Raw genomic sequence first — 19,063 nt, 5'->3', positions numbered from 1 at the left:
TACTTTTCGATGTTATTTGACTAATTATCACCTTTATGAATGTAACGGATTGAATTTAAAGCAGACCGTCATAAACTTTTGAACAACACCTCGCTGTTTATGTGCGATAACTAATATATAATTATAAGAAAACAATGTAATAGACAGTTAAACGTTAGGGCTGAGTTAATTAAGTAATAATATGGACGCGATTCGCAAAGTTTATCAGTACGCAGAGCCAAACCTTACCTTAGTAGGGTGGATGGGCTTTGTGGGCTTCCCAATTTATTACGTGGTATGGGAATTCATGTTCCCACAACCGTACGAAAACTTGCCACTGAGAATTCTCTGCTCTTTCTTGTTCTTTGGTATCATTTATCGTAACCGCTTACCATTCGAGTGGCGAAAGTATCTGCCGGCTTTTTATCAAGTCGCAATTACCCTTTGTTTACCTTGTTTCTTCTTCTATATGTTGTTGATGAACAACTGGTCAAATGTTTGGGTAATGTCGTTTATGTCGGCGATATTCCTTCATATTTTGTTGGTTCATATTACTTGGGTTATGTTTGCCCAGACCTTTGCTGGTATTGGTTTGGCGACGTTTTTCGCTTGGGTAGCTCAAGGCTTTCATATTGAGCTCACCATGGATTGGACGCATGTACCAATCTTCTTGTTCATTTATCTATTTGGTAACTTGTTCTACTTCCGAAACCAAGTGGAGCACGAAGCAAAAGTTTCCTTGGCTAAGTCTTTTGGTGCGGGCATCGCCCATGAAATGCGAAACCCACTCAGCGGCTTGTTGACTTCAATTGATGTGATTCAATCAGTGTTGCCCAACCCGAAAGAGGGAAGAAAAGCGCAATACGAGCTGAGTGACGAAGATGTGACCTTATTGCGTGAAGTCAGTGACGATGCAATGAAAATCATTCACTCAGGTAACGAGACCATTGATTTACTGCTAACTTCAATTGATGAAAACCGAGTGTCGCGTTCGACGTTCCAGAAACACTCGGCTCAATCTGTCGTTGAAAGTGCAATTGAAAGTTTTAGCTACAAACGAGCGACTGACCGTTTTGCCATTTCGTTGGATATGCGTAGTGAATTTGATTTCTTGGGCAGTGATACGCTGTTGAAGTACGTCATGTACAACTTGTTTAAGAATGCATTTCACCACCGAAGTTCGGAAGATTTTCATATCCACGTAACCATGTACAGTGACGATTTCAGCAATCAAATTGTGGTTACGGATAATGGTTCAGGCATCGCGCCTGATGTGTTACAAAGCATTTTCCAAGACTTCTACACTACAGGCAAATCGGGTAGTTACGGCTTAGGTTTGCCTTTCTGTAAAAAGGTGATGCGTTCATTTGGGGGGGACATTCGGTGTCAGTCAGAAGTGGGCGAGTGGTCGCAATTTACGATGACCTTCCCGGCTATTAACTCAAATGAAGTCAAAGAGATCAAAAGTGAGTTAACCAAGCTAAAAACCACACTCTTTGTGAGTGAGCAAAACATTCTAGTGTCTAAAATGACGGACATTGCTCGGTTTATGGGCTTTAGCCTTACGGTGTTAGACGTTGATGCTCTGCTCAAGAAGAAAGAATATGAATTTGAATACGATTTGATTTTTGTCGATATCGAAAGCCTAGACGCCCGAGGCAGTCATATGGACAAAGTGGAGTCACTATTTTCATTCACTGAAGCTCGTATTGTTTATCTGTTTGAGCACCACCCAATTCAGAGAGCCAGAAAGGCATCTTTTGCGCCGATTTGGGTGGAAACACAAGCGTGGTTACTCAACACAAAAGCAACCATTGATCGCTTGCTATATGACGCCAACTATGTGGTTCCTCAGGTATCAACGAAGCCGCTAGATGCAACGAACAAGCGAACGATTATGGTCGTTGATGATAACGAATCCTTGCGTAAGTTCACGGCAATGCTGCTTGAGAAGCAAGGGTTTGAAGTGATCCAAACCGAAGACGGTCAGCAAGCTATAAGCGCATTAGATACAAATGACATCGATCTCATCTTAATGGACATCGAAATGCCAGTGATGGATGGGGTAGAGACATCTCGTCGAATTCGAGCGTCAAACAAACCTTATGCTTCCGTGCCTATCATTGCGCATACGGGAGACAGTTCACCAGTGACTCTCGATAAAATTGGCTCATCTGGCATGTCAGATTTTATTGTCAAACCGGCAGATAAAAACAGACTGTTCGATAAGATAGCGAACTGGATTTAATTCCATCGCCTAACGTACTCATTGCCTACCATCATTATCGAAGAACGGAATGACGATAGAGCTCAGCATTGTGCTGAGCTCTTTGTTTTTCGGCAGCGACAAGCTTCCATTCAATTGTGCCGTTATCGATTCGTTATGCGAATTCTAGTTCTGGATGGTTAAATGCTTCCTGACAAGCGGTAAGTACGTGGTCCACATCGCGAGAAGTCATATCTGCATTGATTGAAAATCGGATGATGTTTTTGTTCTTACCTGTTGCTGGGCGACAGAATACTGCACCAAACACATTACGTTCTTCAAGAAAGTCACGTACACGTTCCGTATTTCTCTCGCTACCGCACTCCAAAGCGACAATTTGAGATTCACTACGGATATTAAAGCCAATTTGTTTTAATCCTGTTCTTAGCTCTTTAGCTCGGTTGAACAGTAAGGTTCGTTTATCGTCAGCCCCCTTAATCACCTCAAGCGTTTTTTCTAAGCGAATCACTTCTTGCGGCAATACCGTCGAGCTAAAAATCGCTGGATACGCGACAAATGGGAGTGTCTTAGCTAGCTTCTCAGGACCAAGAATAGCCCCCGCACGGTATGCGAATGTCTTAGCCAAACTTACCGTAATGAAATCAACTTGATCGGTTAACCCCAACGCTTTTACAAGACCCGCGCCATTTGGACCGTGAGTTCCAAGTGAGTGGGATTCATCGACGACCAATGCACAATCAAATTCACGTGCCATTTCGTAGATGTCGTGAAGTGGGGCGATAGTACCAATCGTGCTATAAACTGAATCGACAACAATCACACCGGAGCCATGACGTTGGATCTGTTTACGCAAGTGGTTCATATTGTTGTGCATAAATGCATGCGCGTGTGCTCCCGCTGCTCGAATGCCTTCCCATAACGACATATGCGCAAAAAAGTCGATATAGACGGGCGTATTTGGTGGGCAAATCGTTTGCAACAACCCGATGTTTGCCGCCCATCCTGATTGTGAGAGCAAGCAGCTTCCCATTCCCACGTAATCGGCGAGTTGGGTTTCAAATGCAGGCTTGGAAGTATCATCTTGCAGGAAGATTGCAGACATTACTACGTTGTCGTCATGCTCGGTAATTGCATCACGATGTGCCTTTTGAATCAGTTGGTTGTGGGATAACGATAAGTAGTCGTTGCTTTGCATGACCACCGCTCCGGATTGTGGTCGCTTACCCAAAACCAAGTGTTTCTGGTTCTCGTTTTGTTCGATCAAGTCTTGAATATAAAAGTCTAGGCGTTCCTCAACAAAAGAAGGAAGAGGTTTCGTTTTCAGTTTATCACTCATAATAATTTCTCTTAGTAATACGAAAAACGCCAGCGCTGACAGTTATATAGTTTTAACTGATATGAGAGATGTGTCATTGCCAATGTTGCATAAGTTTGCGTACGCTTGCAAACTCGGTATTTAAGGGTTGGGTGCGGTTTGGAATTCCTTACCTTTCGGGAGTCTAACTATGATGGAGCTTAGAAAATAACCGTTAAAATACATAGTAAATCACTATGAATTTGTTTGGTTTTTTCTACAAAAATTAACGAATAGATGTCAAATCACAACGCCATTTTGTGGCGTTTTAGAGTGGTTCGTTCCATTTAATGTGGTTAACGAGTCTGTGGATTTTCAAGCTGATAAAAAAGATATACCCACGTGACTTCGAGATGATGCCTTCAAGATGAGGATTTCAGAGTGTTGTCATGGATTTGAGAGCAAGTACAGCCATCAAGTGGAGTATCAAGCTCTTTTCAGATTGTTATAAACCTGGAAAATAGGCGAAAAAAAGCGCGTATAAAACGCGCTTTAAAACAGTGATTGAATAGGAACTATCGTTTGTTTCGTAGGTAACGCTTGCGACGTTCTTCTTTACGTTTTGCTTTCTCTTCTTCTTTACGAGCGGTTTCGATTTCTACTTCGATCAGCTCTTGAGTAATCATCTCTGGCAACTCAAGGGTGATTTGCCCTAAGGTGCCCTGACGAAGTTCGTGTAGAAGGATTTCAGATACCTTGTGTAGGTCAACACGACCACCCGCACGAAGTGCTCCACGACGACGACCAATTTCTTCCATGATTTCGATATCAGACTCTGGAAGCTCTTCGATTTGATAACGCTCTTTAAGCTTCTCTGGATAATGAGCAGCTAGGTATTCGACCGTGTAAAATGCCACTTCATCGTATTCCATTGCGGTATCTTTCACCGCACCTGTTGCTGCGAGTCGGAAACCACTGTGCGGGTTTTCAACTTTTGGCCACAAAATTCCTGGGGTATCTGAAAGTACGATGCCATTTTGTAGGTTAATACGCTGCTGACGACGAGTAACCGCTGGTTGGTTGCCTGTTACGGCAATCGTGCGACCTGCAAGAGTATTGATAATGGTCGATTTACCAACGTTTGGAATACCCATGATCATGGTACGAATGTTCTTACCAATTTCTTCACGGTGAGGCGCTAGCTTGCGGCAAAGCTCCATAATCTTATGTACTTCATTCGTCTCTGACGTAGTGATTGCCATTGCTTTTACGTTTTGCTCTTTCTCAAGGTGATCAATCCACACTTGAGTTAACTCCGGATCGGCAAGGTCACGTTTATTCAGTACCTTTACTACTGGTTTATCACCGCGAATTTGGGAGATCATCGGGTTTTCACTACTGAAAGGAATACGAGCATCCAGTACTTCGATGATCACATCCACTTGCGGGATTGCTTCTTCGATTTCTTTACGCGCTTTGTGCATGTGGCCAGGAAACCACTGGATAGAGTTGTTAACCATCTGAAAAATCGCCTTATTGTTTCATGGTTATGCTGGTGGGTTAATCAATTTACCTACATCACTAACGAGGATGTTAAGGGGAGCGGGGTATGTTTCCCCACTCAATACCACTACAGCGAGTCATGTGAGGATCTTAACACTTTATTGGATGGGCGGAAATGTTAGAGCAAGCTGACATTGCGATATTTAAGGGCTTGAGCGTTGCTTTGGCTTCGCTTTGGTTAGTTTCGAATCGAATATCAATGCCTCGGTAATGATGTGCCTTATCACGATAAAGAAAATGACATCCGGGTGATTCGAGCGTCAGACCAACAAGGTGAGTTATGAGGCATGTTTGTTTAATTCTCTGATCAGCTCTGCGCGTTCAGTCCTTGCTGCTAACATCATTTGCATGTTCACCAGAGGAGGGCGCGCTTTTCTGATGTATTGTGCGTAATCAACAGGAACGCCATCAACGATCAACTCTATGTGCAGGTGAGGTCCGGTTGTTCTGCCTGTGTTACCTGAGCGACCAATAGCTTGTCCTTTCGTTACGTGGTCACCTACGCGAACGTTGCTGCGTGATAAGTGCAAGTAGCGGGATATAGAGCCATTTGTGTGACGGATGTTTATATAGTTGCCTGCAAAACGATTGTAGCGTGATTTGATGACGACACCGTCTGCAATACTTTTTATCGGCGTTCCAATTGGGACTGCATAATCTGCCCCTAAATGAGGAACAATCAAACCGGTTACTGGATGTCTTCTCTTTAAATTAAAGCCGGAGCTAATTTTGTAAGCTTTCGCTAGTGGAAATGAATAATAAGGCTTTTGAATTATCTTATTTCCATATTCATCGTAAGCATTGTCTTTACCATCATTAATAATGAAAAAGTCTCTTTTACTACCTGAGTAGTAAAAAGAACTAATGTATCTTTCATTATAACTATTGGTTTTGATTTTTACTGAAAATCGGTCGCCTTTCTGTGCTGAACCAATAATGTTGAACTCATCTTCGATTAACCTGAACAAAGATTTGATCTCATGCGGGGATAATCCGGAATTAATTAAAGAGGCAACAAAGGAGTAATCAATAATGCCTGTGGTGATCTTGGTGCGTTGAAAGTGTGTTTCATAAGTCTGCTCGATACTATTACTATTTATCTTATTGTAAATTTCTGTTTTTGCTGTTGATTTTGTGGGAGTGGTCTGAAGTTCTGGGGTGAGAAAGTAATGAGTCAAAGATACGCCAGCAATGATAACGAATGCAATAAGAACAAGGGGGAAAGCAATGTGCTGAGTCTGCTGTCTTAATATTAAACTTGTCATTAAATCGAAATTATGCTTATAGGCGAAAAATTGAGGGGAGTATAATATTTAAAATAAAATCTTACACGCCGTTAAAGGCAATTCCTGTGTTTTTACTAATTAAATAACGATAGATGTGAAGTGGCGCTGCTAAAGAGATTGAAAACTGCCTATTTTCTTAGCGTTTATGTTTGATTTTATGGTTATTTTGTCACGTTGAGAAAATTCTAGACAATAATATAATCGCGGCAAAATATACTCTGCCAAATTACTATGATCACTAAAAATACGCTAAAACCAACGTTAGGTCTCATGGCTGCTTCACTATTATTGAGTGCATGTGGCGGTGGGGGTGGGGGTGACAGCACGCCGCCAGCTAGGAAGACAGGAAGTATCTCAGGAAACGTTTTTGACGCTCCCGTCAATGGTGCGAAGATCGAGGTGTTTGAATACAAGAACGGAAAAGTTGGCAGGTTGCTTGCCAACACGACTTCTAACGCCTTCGGTGATTACAAGCTTGAATTCGAATCTTCATCGATGCCTTTGTATGTAGTTGCGCAACAAGGAAGCTATACCGATCCGCTTACGAAAGAGATCGTGTCGTCAAGTGCAGGTAAGACTTTGCGCCTAGAAGGTGTCGTCAACTTTAGTGAAGGCAGCAACCAGACATTAATGCTGACGCCTTTAACTAATATTGTTTCTGGTTTGGCAAAGTACAAAATTGCAGAAGGGGCATCTGGGGCGGATGCTATTTCTAAAGCATTGAGTAGTATCAATGGTATGTATGGGTTCAATGTCAATGAAACCACACCGATTGACATAACTAAAGGCGGTCAGAGTAGCTTTGCTACACCCGGACATCAGTACGGTGCGTTGCTAACGGCTTATTCTTCTTACTCTTATGATTTGATAGAGAAATACGGTCAGTCTAAAGACAATATATATACCTCAATGCATCTTGCAGACATTCAATTCCGCGATGTTATTGCAGACGGTCTTTTAGATGGCTTAGAAATTAGTGACTCTACAGGTGCTGTTACTCCACTTACGTTCGGTCAGCAGAAAGTCACCAGTGACGTTTATACGCAAGATCTTTCGCAGCAAATTTTAATTGTGGTGAACGATCCCAAGCTCAATGTTTCTGGAACCGATGCTGATGATTACGTGGCGTTTAGCCAACAAGTCAATGATTTGGGGACTCATGGTCAGGCTGATGGCGTTATTCCGCCTCGCGACGAGACGGAAATTGACACAATTCCGCCAACTGTTACTCGCACAGATAGTGACGTTTTAGCTGGCACAGATAACGTCGATCTCAGAATCAACGACGATATTGGCGTTCAATCTATTTCTGCTTATGTTGAATACAAGCTAAACGGCATTTGGTCAGGAGAATTTAAATGTAGTGACCAGCAAACTTCCGGTAGTGAGTTCTGTTCGGTAGATGCTAGCGGCTTTGAAGTTGGTGTTCGTGAAACAAACATCAAAGTAAGCATTGATACCAATGCGATTGATGCTGTAGAGCGTGATTCGGATACTGGTCTTTCTAATGTATCGGATGCTCGTTTGGTCTTTTACACTGCAGACGTTTTAGGTAATGAACTTGTTCCTGGCAGTAACAAAGGTCACTACGTTAATTTTTATTGGGATAATGACGCGCCTGTTATTACGGTGAGTTCAGCGAGCGCGATCAACAAGCAGCTTCCCGAATATGTGTTAAAAGGGACTGTTAAAGAGGCATCTCAAGACATTAAATCGGTTAACGTCTCCTTCAAAAACGGTTTACCAGAAGAGCTCAGTTGTACTCCGGTTATCACTGAGTCAGGCAGTGCTTGTGAATTCACCAGTAAACCTTATTCGACAGAAGAATTCTTATCTACGACCACGTTTGATATTACGGCGAAGGACACAAAAGATAATGTCGGTAAGCTAACATTTACCGTCAGTCGCGATGACCAAGCTCCAGCTCAGATCGTTGCTTACCCTGAAGGGGCGTCGATGAACTACGTCAATGTAAACCTTGATGGGGAGCGATCGACATACGAGGGGGTTTACACACAAGATACTTATACTTCTGATAACGTGCAGTCGAGTCGTGACTACTTGAAGATCGACTATGTCTACGCAAGCTCAGGTTTGAAATCTCTTGATGGTGTCGACTTCGCAAACTTTAACGTTAACTTATTAAAAGAAAAGAAAATTCCTTATGTAAAGGTTCGAATTTCCGACGTGAGTTCAGACACTGTCTTGGGAACGAGTGCTGACAAACTGAAGCTAGTGGTCAAGTACTATGTAAGCCCAAACAATGATGGTCAATATGCCTTCCAAGAGAGAACACAAACAGTAGCCTCAACAGAAGACATTACCGCAAATATTCCTCACGAAACGATCATGGACAACAACGGTCGAGTCAGCGAAGTTATCTATTATGTTCCTTTCGTAAGAGAAATCCTTGGTGAAGGCTTTAAGAACGTTTCTGAAAACGCGAGCCAAAAGCTGGAAATCCAAACCATCGATGAATCTGAAAACGTGAGTGCTGCGCAAGTCGTTTACTTCAGAAGCAGTTTTGACTTGCCGACAATGACTGTCGTGACGCCTTTTATTGGTGCGCGAGTGCAATTAGAAGGGTTGAACCCCAATGGCGAATTCACATCTTTAGCTAGTTGTACCACCATCCAGCAACCTGAAAGTGATCAGACAACCGCGCTTGACGTCGCGGTGTGTGAAACCACAACTGATGTGGTGAATTACGAATTCATGCGCGTACGTTTAATCGGTGTAGAAGGGATGGATCCTCATTACTACCAATGGAAAGATGATGAGGGTAAAAAGGCAAGTGTAAACTTAAATAACGCCAATATAGGCGCATATTTTGAGCTTGATGGCTCAAACACTTATTACATCACTGAGCTTGCAACCTACCAAACGGGTTTGTTTGATTATCGTTGGAACCAAGTAGAAGCAGGAGATAAAACGTCAGAACGTGCATCGCAAATTCTTACTGATGTGAAATACGCTTTGTCGGGTACCAACAGTAACAACAGCTCATTCTTTGGCTTTGACCCGACCGTGACGGCTTATGCCACGAACGAGATGTTAGAGAAACCAATACCTAATGTTTTGACCAATGACTACTTACATCGATTCCTTGTTGAGGCCATCGATGGTTTGGCGCAAAACCTGCCGAGAAACAACTCTTCTGATTTTGCCTCTGCTATCTATGATGATCTTAGCTACGATGGTAAAGCAAATGGTCTTGGAGCTGGTGGTAACAAAATCAAACTAGATGATTATGAGTTCAGTTCTGACACTTACAGGAAAGACCTTGCTCAGTCGTATTACAACATCATGATGGGTAAGTATCAGATTCCTGATAATATTGCTCAGCTATATGCTGATGATATTTCACAGGCAAACCCAAAACTTGGCAGTGACAGTATTTTTGATAGTGAAGGTGGAAGTATTGATGTATATCCACCGGAGAAAACGTTGAAGATAGTAACTGGTCGCCAAACGATGGTTGGTAACAAACGTTATGTCGCGGGGGAAGTTGTTTCCCAAGTCGTTTTGGAAGACCCATCAGGTATTGTCGAAAAGGGCGATAATGCACCTAAATTCAAAAGTATGTGGTATGCGGGAAGCAATCCAAATACGGCTATTCCACTGGATCTAAACATAGAAGAGTCAGGCGAGAGTGGGAAGTTCAAAAAAGAGTACTTCTTTACGCTTAACTCAGAGTCATCAGACTTAAAGGATATTATTGAATTTGCACTGGAGATAAGTGCGTTTGATACCAAAGGCAATGGTTATTCTGAGTCCAACCCACATGTAGAACGCCTTTATGTAGATAACGATTATCCGAAGGCGAGCTATGAGCCTCCCAAAGACATCAATGATGAAGAAATCAAAGATGGTGTTTATCTAAGCGTTAAGAATAACATTCACGATCTGACTTTTATCTTAGATGATGTCGTTGGCGATAAGCTCGATAAGCGTAGTCTTTTACTTTACAAAAGTTCAGGCGAAAAATATCCAGTTTCGTATGAGCAGTTTTATAAGAATGAAACAAAACGATTTGTAGTACGACTATGCAGCCAGAAAGACTGTTCGGGTCAAGGAGTCACCATCAACCCAGGGGATGGTAACTGGTTCGCAGTCGCTAGCGCAGAAGATAACTTGGGCAATGTCGTATCTGATGCTGATAGCGGTGCGCCAAGGTTCCGCATCTACATCGATTCTGAAGCTCCAGTTGTTAATGATGCGAATATTGCTGAACGATTGGGTGGCAACAGTGTTTGGACACCGATCATTGATTGGGGCGAACTCAGTCAGGGAAGTAACGTAAAGATTGAGTTGAGCAAAGGTTCGGGTCAGACCCAGACATTAGAGGCGTGTGACCCTGTAGCAAGTAGTTGTGATGAACCGTACCTTATTGGCGAGCAGCCAGATATTAAAGTTCAGTTGGTTGCAAATGCCTTTAGTTATGATGCTACCAATGAATTCTACGTGACGGCGACAGATAAAGCGTATCCGAAAAATGAAAGTAGAAAAGGTACGTTTACCTTCAAAGTTGATAATGAAGGACCAACTATTTTACTTTCTACCCCTTGGGTTGAAGACGCTTTAACAAAGGAAAATGCAGTCGTTGGTCGTAATTTCAACGTGCTTTTTGATGGAGTGACAGATGATTCGAAAATCACGGAGGTCTCGTTATTCCAAGTTGGACAAGCAGATGCGCTGAAAACATTCAAACCCGCAGAACCAAGCCAAAAGTTTCCCATGCCACTTGTCGAGAGTGATACTGACAAAATTGATATGCCGGGTGAAGGGAACAGTGTCAGCCTTTACGTCAAAGCGAAAGATATTCATGGCTTTGAGAGTCAATCCAACACAAATAGCGTCATTTTTGACAATCAAGGTCCAGATTTTAACTTGGTTGGTCACGATGAAAGTAGCTATTACGTCAACGATTATGTGTTTGAGCTGAGAGCCGTTGACTTGGGCGCAAGCGGCAATGTTTCTGTTGAAGGTGTTGATAGAGAAAATCTAGAGTTCTGGATATTTGAGGATGCAGAGCCGCCTTTTGGTACGCAAGGTACGGACATAGTTAATGCCGAAACTCTAAAGGTTCCTTTAGGTGGTTTGAGTGATGGTGAGCATACTATTAGGATCAAAGGTCTTGATGTTCGTGGTAACTCTTCCCAAAAAGATTTCCGGTTTAATGTAAGTAACAAGGTTCCTCAACTGGATTTAAAAATCACTAACGTTGCGAACGGTGAAACAATAGATCGCGTCGTATATGACGAAGGTGACATCAAGCTGACGTTAAAAGTAACGGATGTGAGTGGTGTAAAGAACATTGTTTCTACTTATAAATACTCCGGTGAGAGCAAAGCTACGGACTTTCAGTTCGATGAAGTTGTGGGTGAAGAGGGTACGTGGACTGCTACCTTGAAAGAGTCTGAGTTAAAAGCTGATGGTAACTATGAACTCAGTATTAGTGTTTACAACAATGTCCAGCATAACAGCGACGATAATCCATTAGTCAGTAAGATAAACCACACGCTTAGTGTTCAGCGTAATGGTGTTGCTCTTGTTGTATTAAAACCAACTCAAGACTTTCAAAACTATGTCTCTAATGGTGTGCTGGATGTCACATTCACAACGCTAAGTGAAGTTAAAGCGCAGCAAATTCAGTGCTGGGTTCGTCAAGAGTACGATGGTAATGAAGCCCCTGATGAGAACGAAAAGCCAACTTCTGGCAAGAAGAATATATCTCCAGGACAAGAACCTAGTTGTACCGTTGACTCTGAAAGTACCTCATTGTCACCGGCAATATTGATTGTTCAAACTAAGGGGACGAATGGCGCGGTAGCGGTTCAGAAATTTGACTTTAAAATGATGGACTCAGATTCCCCAGTAGTCACTCAACCAGCTACTGATACTTATCAATTCTCTGGTGGTGAAGTAACCCACAACCCTGGTGATGACACGAAGTTTCTAGCGTTCGAGCTTATGTTTAAAGATGAATTATCAGGAGTGAACATCACCAATGAAGACAACTACCCTAAAATAATTCGGAAAGCGGGAGCGATTCCTTTTAGCGCAGAAAGTTGTGTATTAAATGCGGATGGTCAGGTTGTGTGTCGCTACAAGGAAAAGTACTCCGACATTATCCAAAAGACCGCAGTTACACATGATTACAAAGTAACAAACATTAAAGACAATGCAGGTAATTTAGCCCTAGATCATGAGTTTGAATTTTTGTTACCGACTGAAGATCCAATCGTTGAAATTATCAGCCCAAGTGAAGGCAACGTTCTAAATGGTAAAACTCTTGATGTAGAGTTTAGAGTGAAACTGAGTAAAAATTCAGAACTAGAAAACGTAGAAGTCACCTTTGGTGACGAGTCCTACAATCTCAAAACGGATGATAACTTTGAAAAGTTCAAGCCTTGTGGTGTTGATGGAGAATATCGTTGTTCTATTTTCCATAGTGACCAATTAGAAAGCTCTCTAGAAAACAAAGCACTGACTGTAAATGTGACTGCCACAGATGTTTGGGATAACCGTGGAAGTGCAGCAGTTAAAGACATTCGATTCGATAATACTGCCCCAATTATTGGGGATGTGATCACGGTTTCAGAGCAACCAAACGATAAGGTTAGGTTCACTTTTGATGAGATGAGAGATGAAGTCAGTGGACTCGCTACGGTTAAATACACAGTGCGTGTGCTCAACTTTGAAGAAGAAAAAACGGAGAATGTGACCTATTTCGAGTTGCCTAAAGATCAGATCGCAGGTCGTGATGAAATCAGAGTTGAGGTTATCGCGACTGATGCTGTCGAAAACTTTGAGTCCGCAACAAAAACTGTTTATTTAAAAGCGCCAACAGTAACACTTGCTTTTGATGGCATTGCTGGCTTGCAAGGAAACAAGCTAGCGTTTGTAGATGAGAATCAATCATTTACGATTACCTCTAAAGATAGTGAGCACGTCAAGGCTTCTAGCTACTCTGTAGATATGATTCCGAAGGTTGGGGATACGCTTAATTTCAAGGGAAATATAACGTCATCAACGGCGTCAGGCACTATGGTGTTTGATGCCGATGACCAGGCTGAGTACACGTACAAAGTCACTGTCATAGATTCCATAGGACGTTCGATTACAGACTTTGAGCTTTTCGATAAATCTTATGATGCCAAAGGTCTCGACTCTGTTGTTGACCATGAGATACCAGTTATCACGGGTGTTCGCGCTGATCAAGTTTCTATGACTCCGACAGGTGATAAATACAATTTGGATGTAACCGCTTATGTTTCAGATAAAAACTTAAGTTCAGTCACATCAACGGCTGATAATGGGGCAGGGGTAATTGTTGGTCCACAATCAATCACACAGCCTGCCAACGATAGCGACCCGTATGTAATGCACTACCTATTATCAAAAGGAGACTACACGATAAAAGTAGTGGCGTCGGACCTCGTCAATCATAAGGCTGAAGAAACGATAACGCCGACAGTGGAAGCTGCAAGTGTCCCTGAACTCACAATATCGAGCTCTGGGAGTGCTCCATTAGCTGGTGGTGTTGAAGTTCAGCTTACGTTTAAGTTTACGGAAGACGTCAAAAACTTTGAGTTCTCTGATGTAAAACTCGAAGCAAGTGATGGAAGTGATGTTGGAGAGCTGAAGCTTCTATCTTGGAACAAAACTGATGACAAAACATGGACTGTCAACTACTTAACTCCAGAAAGGGCGGATAAAGATATAACCATACGGGTCGATGATGGTAGCTATGAGAGCGTCAATACTATCCCCGGAATTGGGGATAGTTTGCTTCTAGGGGTTGAAGGTGTGTTGCCAACACTGACTAAGGTGACGTTTGACCCGATACATCAGGAAATCGGCAAATCTGTCAACATCCAGCTTGAGTTCGACAAAGAGTTGCAAGAAGCGACTGCATCACTAGGAAGTAATAACGTTACATCACTAGTGGTGACCGCAAATAAGAAGGTGTGGACAGGCACAGTTGAGGTTCCGAATGTACCGGAAGCTAGCGTTGGTCTTGTTGTCAGTCAATATAAAGACTTAGTGGGTAATGTGGGCGAAAACAATGCCTCAAACGCATTGCCAATAACGCCAACTTTAACAGTTGAGAATATCCGTGATGTCAATTCAACTGACGCTGCGACAGTAGCAGTCAATGGCGGGAGCACGCGCTTCGTAACTACCGACACATTAACCATCAAAGCGGTTGATACGGACGGTAAAGAAGTCACGAAAACCACCACTGCGAATCCTCTAGGTCAATGGAGCACATCCTTGGATGTCACGAGTCTAAAAGACGGCACCATTACCGTGACTGTTAATGGCACGAACGATTTGAAAGCCGTGGCGAAAGAGGTGTCTACAACGTTCACTTTGACGCAAACTAAACCAACGGTTGATGATAGCCAAACGACTATTTCACCGCAGTACGCTGCGGCGGGTGAGACCGTCACAGTGACAGCTACATTCGATAAAGAAGTGATGACTCCAACAGGTTCAACTCTAGGTACTGCGGCGATCAACTGGACGCCACAGGTTGGCACTCACACCCAATGGGAAGGTTTAGTTCAAGTGGCAGCAGTAGCCGATTCAGTGAAGAGCGTGTCGTTAACGCTTCAGGGTTTTGAGGATGCAACTGGCAATGCTGGTGAGCCGTTCACATCGAGTAAGGCGTTAGCTATGACACCAACTTTAACAGTTGAGAATATCCGTGATGTCAATTCAACTGACGCTGCGACAGTAGCAGTCAATGGCGGAAGCACGCGCTTCGTAACCACCGACACATTAACCATAAAAGCGGTTGATACGGACGGTAAAGAAGTCACGAAAACCACCAGTGCGAATGCTCTAGGTCAATGGAGCACATCCTTGGATGTGACGAGTCTAAAAGACGGTACCATTACCGTGACTGTTAATGGCACGAACGATTTGAAAGCTGTGGCGAAAGAGGTGTCTACAGCGTTCACTTTGACGCAAACCAAACCAACGGTTGATGATAGCCAAACGACTATTTCACCGCAGTACGCTGCGGCAGGTGAGACCGTCACAGTGACAGCTACATTCGATAAAGAAGTGACGACTCCAACAGGTTCAACTTTAGGTACTGCGGCGATCAACTGGACGCCACAGGTTGGCGCTCACACCCAATGGGAAGGTTTAGTTCAAGTGGCAGCGGTAGCCGATTCAGTGAAGAGCGTAGAGTTAACGCTGCAAGGCTTTGAGGATGCAACTGGCAATGCTGGTGAATCGTTTACTTCAAGCAAAGTGTTAGCTATCACGCCAACCTTAACGGTTGAGAATATCCGTGATGTCAATTCAACTGACGCTGCGACAGTAGCAGTCAGTGGCGGTAGCACGCGCTTCGTAACCACCGACACATTAACCATAAAAGCGGTTGATACGGACGGTAAAGAAGTCACGAAAACCATCACTGCGAATGCTCTAGGTCAATGGAATACATCCTTGGATGTCACGAGTCTAAAAGATGGCAGCATTACCGTGACTGTTAATGGCACGAACGATTTGAAAGCCGTGGCGAAAGAGGTGTCTACAACGTTCACTTTGACGCAAACCAAACCAACGGTTGATGATAGCCAAACGACTATTTCACCGCAGTACGCTGCGGCGGGTGAGACCGTCACAGTGACAGCTACATTCGATAAAGAAGTGATGACTCCAACAGGTTCAACTCTAGGTACTGCGGCGATCAACTGGACGCCACAGGTTGGCACTCACACCCAATGGGTAGGCTCTGTCCAAGTGGCAGCAGTAGCCGATTCAGTGAAGAGCGTGTCGTTAACGCTGCAAGGCTTTGAGGATGCAACTGGCAATGCTGGTGAATCGTTCACATCAAGCAAAGCGTTAGCTATCACGCCAACTATTATGCTCGAAACCATCAATGATGTATCAGGTGCGACAACGGTAACCGTCAATGGTACCAGTACTCGTTTTGAGGTAGATGACACAATCGAAATCAAAGCTGTTGATAGTGCTGGCGTAGAAGTAACAGGGAATACACTTGTGCTTGTCGGCGGAGCATGGACGATCGATTTAGACCTTTCAACCCTAAAAGATGGTGTCATTACTGTCTCCGCAAAAGGCACTAACGCGTTATCTGCGACAGCTGATGAGGAGAGCACAACATTCAATTACGACAGTACGACGGCTCTTGTTATTCCAACGTCTTGGGATAAACATCATGGTGATATCCCCTTGCTTAATGCAGCCTAATTGAAAGCGAGCTCTTAGCTCGCTTTTTTTACCTAGATTTAAGTGATCTAAATCAAACGATTCGCTTTTTATAATAATTTAACCGGATGATTCAATGGTCTTTCTACAAGGTGAATTATCTAGAATACCTATAAGTATTTTGTTTTTAGATGGTGTTGGTGTGATTGTGGTGGTCAATTTAGATATGTAATGGTGAATATGCCACGTTGAGAATATGTCGCAATATTATATAGTTACGGCTGATTGCTATACCCCAAGTATAGAGTTCTGCAAACGATAGGGTACAACCTATCACTTGTGTAATCGTATTGAAGTGACACCAACCTAGCATCACGTCAAAACGGTTATGCGTTTTTGTGGGTGTGATAAGCACTCACCTTTTTATTCACGCTTTCTCAGTAGTAATTAACCAACGTATTGTTACTGGGGAAGCTGCTCCCTTTAGAGCCTTGGCTTGCCGCTATATTTTGGTCTATTGAAATTGTTAACTTCTGCCCAAAAACGAAAAAAAAACCGATTTCTGAAAATATAACTTTTGAAAGGTTTGGGTGGTTATTGTGTCTTTATTGCTAGTGATAATTACCAATAAGCCTGTCTTTTTGTTGTTTTTAATGGTTTTAACTTTTTCGTCGTTTTCTCTATCTGATTGAATGTTATAAATTTAATTAGTAGCATTGAGCCACCAAATCGTACTTGTAAGCCTTATCAGCTTAAATGTCACCGCAACCATATTTACGATGTTGGTTGTGGAGAATCCAAATGCATTTAGTTTGCAAATTTATACCTAGCTCGAAGCTATCCTCCAACGAGCTATCTTATGTTCTTACGCCAGACGAGTGTATAGGGCAGCTTTCGCGTTTGCGAAATTCAGATGACATTCTTAGAAACCTCCCTAAAGAGTTTGCGCAAAAGATTTCTCTCTCTGCCAAGAAAACGACCAGCGGATTGTTAGCTGCGATCAGAATCGAATTGGGCAAAGGTAGCTGGGTTCCATTATCTTCCTTCGCTCGTAGGTCGCCATTAACGGATTCTCAGTTGCAAAGTTTCCCTAGGCTTAAAACACTCGTTGACTCTGTTTCTGCTTCGAATGAAAGCAAAGTTTTCAAAGCGGGTTATAAGCAGATTACTGATGATGTAGCTCTAGTCCGCAGTTACACGCATGTACCTTCTGAGCCAAGCCCAGAACAAAAAATCGTTGTCGAATTTGCAGGGCAGTGGGCTAGCAATGCAGCATGTTTGATGTTGGGTAAAACCGAAGCTCAAAAAGAAAAAGTGACTGTAGGCAAGGCCGATACCGAGAACAAACACCGCAGCCTCGCGACGTTTAAAGATCTCGATGCTGAAGGCAAAACGCTTTATATCAAAATCCCTTGTTCCGACCAGCCTCAGCCAATCTTGCTTAAACTCGCCGAAGACCTGCAACCCGTTGATAAAGAAACTCAGATGGATGAGTGGGATAACGTGTTGGTGCCTTTGGTTCCTGTTCATAAGAGTGATTCAGGGTATGTATCTATCGATCGCGGTTATATTTATGTCGTTTGGCAATCAGAAGTTTGGCGAGAAATCCAAGTTCAAAACGACGGACGCTTTTCTGATGTCGATCTATCACTCTACCAAAGCACTAAGTCCTCGCCTCAAAGATCAGTCGATATTAGCTTATATGACGAAGACTCCGAAGCATTTCTGTCAGGGGAAGCGTTTCAGTTGTACCAAGACGGTAAAAAAGTCTTTGAGGGTGTGTTGGACGAATATGCTTGCGCCCGTGTTTTTGGTCTTACTGCAGAAGAAGTTGAGGTAGTGGTTGCGGGTTGGCCCAACGAAGGCGAAACATACACAGAATTACTTCAAACCGAATTGAGTCCATTTAAGGCTGGAAGTAAAACAAAGAGAGAGCCTCTTGGTGTTCCTTTGCCTCATATTTGGCTTCCATACAAAATAAACGGTAGCGTACAAAGTGATGTTGCTCTCTTCTATTCTCGGACTCAACTCAATACTCAGCAACTCAATGAATTAAAGAGTGGGAATAATGAAAAAGCGGTTAAAGTTAACCTCAGTGATTATTCTTCCGCTCACAACTTTGATGCGAGCTCTGAACCTGTGATTTCGCTGCCGAATCTAGATACTCAAGCGCCAAGCAAATCAGATTACAATATCATCAGCCAAAACGAGCAAGGTGTTGCTGCCGCTGTTGTTAACTCACCAAGTGAAGGCATTGTAATCACATATAAAAGTAACCCTCAGTGCGATCAACCGGATGATTTTTTCCAACTGGCGTGTGTTGATGAAACATGGAGCCAAAAGATTTTTTTGCGCGAGGCTGAGTTTGTGGATGAGTATTGTAAAGAAGTCGTGTTTAGCGGTTGGTTACCAGAAGTTAAAAGGGTCAATCTCACTCGTCATTGCCGATCTCATAACTCAGATAAAACGGTCTTAATGTCAGTTATTTATCAAGACATTGAACTCACGGAACTATTATAA

The 19,063-nt window shown here is 43.0% G+C and carries 6 protein-coding genes; 3 read left to right on the top strand and 3 right to left on the bottom strand.

Translation table 11 applies throughout. From position 1 onward, the window contains the following. Positions 1-181 precede the first annotated feature (181 nt). The gene (locus QMY49_RS25425) at positions 182-2,227 is read left to right on the top strand and encodes a hybrid sensor histidine kinase/response regulator (protein ID WP_017188911.1); all 2,046 of its coding nucleotides are present in this window, start codon (positions 182-184) and stop codon (positions 2,225-2,227) included. Positions 2,228-2,360: 133 nt separating this feature from the next. Here the strand turns inward: QMY49_RS25425 and cqsA are convergent, their stop codons facing one another. The 3 genes from cqsA to QMY49_RS25410 form a co-directional block, all read right to left on the bottom strand. Continuing rightward, on the bottom strand, positions 2,361-3,542 hold the full coding sequence (gene cqsA / locus QMY49_RS25420; protein ID WP_026000191.1) for an alpha-hydroxyketone-type quorum-sensing autoinducer synthase: 1,182 nt from the start codon (positions 3,540-3,542) through the stop codon (positions 2,361-2,363). Positions 3,543-4,075: 533 nt separating this feature from the next. After that, positions 4,076-5,020: a ribosome biogenesis GTPase YlqF gene (gene ylqF / locus QMY49_RS25415; protein ID WP_074051594.1), complete on the bottom strand. Its 945-nt coding sequence runs from the start codon at positions 5,018-5,020 to the stop codon at positions 4,076-4,078. A 321-nt stretch (positions 5,021-5,341) separates the two neighbouring features. After that, complete coding sequence (locus QMY49_RS25410; RefSeq protein WP_283315246.1) at positions 5,342-6,328, bottom strand: peptidoglycan DD-metalloendopeptidase family protein; 987 nt, start codon at positions 6,326-6,328, stop codon at positions 5,342-5,344. Between the two features lie 291 nt (positions 6,329-6,619). Here QMY49_RS25410 and QMY49_RS25405 point away from each other — a divergent pair, with 291 nt between their 5' ends. Both QMY49_RS25405 and QMY49_RS25400 read left to right on the top strand, forming a co-directional pair. Beyond that, on the top strand, positions 6,620-16,585 hold the full coding sequence (locus QMY49_RS25405; protein WP_283315243.1) for a tandem large repeat: 9,966 nt from the start codon (positions 6,620-6,622) through the stop codon (positions 16,583-16,585). Between the two features lie 759 nt (positions 16,586-17,344). Further along, positions 17,345-19,063 carry a hypothetical protein gene (locus tag QMY49_RS25400; RefSeq protein ID WP_283315242.1) on the top strand — a complete coding sequence of 573 codons (1,719 nt, stop codon included), beginning with the start codon at positions 17,345-17,347 and terminating at the stop codon, positions 19,061-19,063.

The sequence above is a fragment of the Vibrio harveyi genome (assembly GCF_030060435.1).
Taxonomy (GTDB): domain Bacteria; phylum Pseudomonadota; class Gammaproteobacteria; order Enterobacterales; family Vibrionaceae; genus Vibrio; species Vibrio harveyi.
The sequence above is the reverse complement of the archived record's forward strand: the minus strand, read 5'-3'. Positions and strand labels throughout refer to the sequence as shown.

Bases quoted from the DNA above. Each gene is read 5' to 3' on its own strand.
- ylqF (WP_074051594.1), bottom strand. From the start codon at position 5,020: ATGGTTAACAACTCTATCCAGTGGTTTCCTGGCCACATGCACAAAGCG.
- QMY49_RS25425 (WP_017188911.1), top strand. From the start codon at position 182: ATGGACGCGATTCGCAAAGTTTATCAGTACGCAGAGCCAAACCTTACC.
- cqsA (WP_026000191.1), bottom strand. From the start codon at position 3,542: ATGAGTGATAAACTGAAAACGAAACCTCTTCCTTCTTTTGTTGAGGAA.
- QMY49_RS25410 (WP_283315246.1), bottom strand. From the start codon at position 6,328: ATGACAAGTTTAATATTAAGACAGCAGACTCAGCACATTGCTTTCCCC.
- QMY49_RS25400 (WP_283315242.1), top strand. From the start codon at position 17,345: ATGCATTTAGTTTGCAAATTTATACCTAGCTCGAAGCTATCCTCCAAC.
- QMY49_RS25405 (WP_283315243.1), top strand. From the start codon at position 6,620: ATGGCTGCTTCACTATTATTGAGTGCATGTGGCGGTGGGGGTGGGGGT.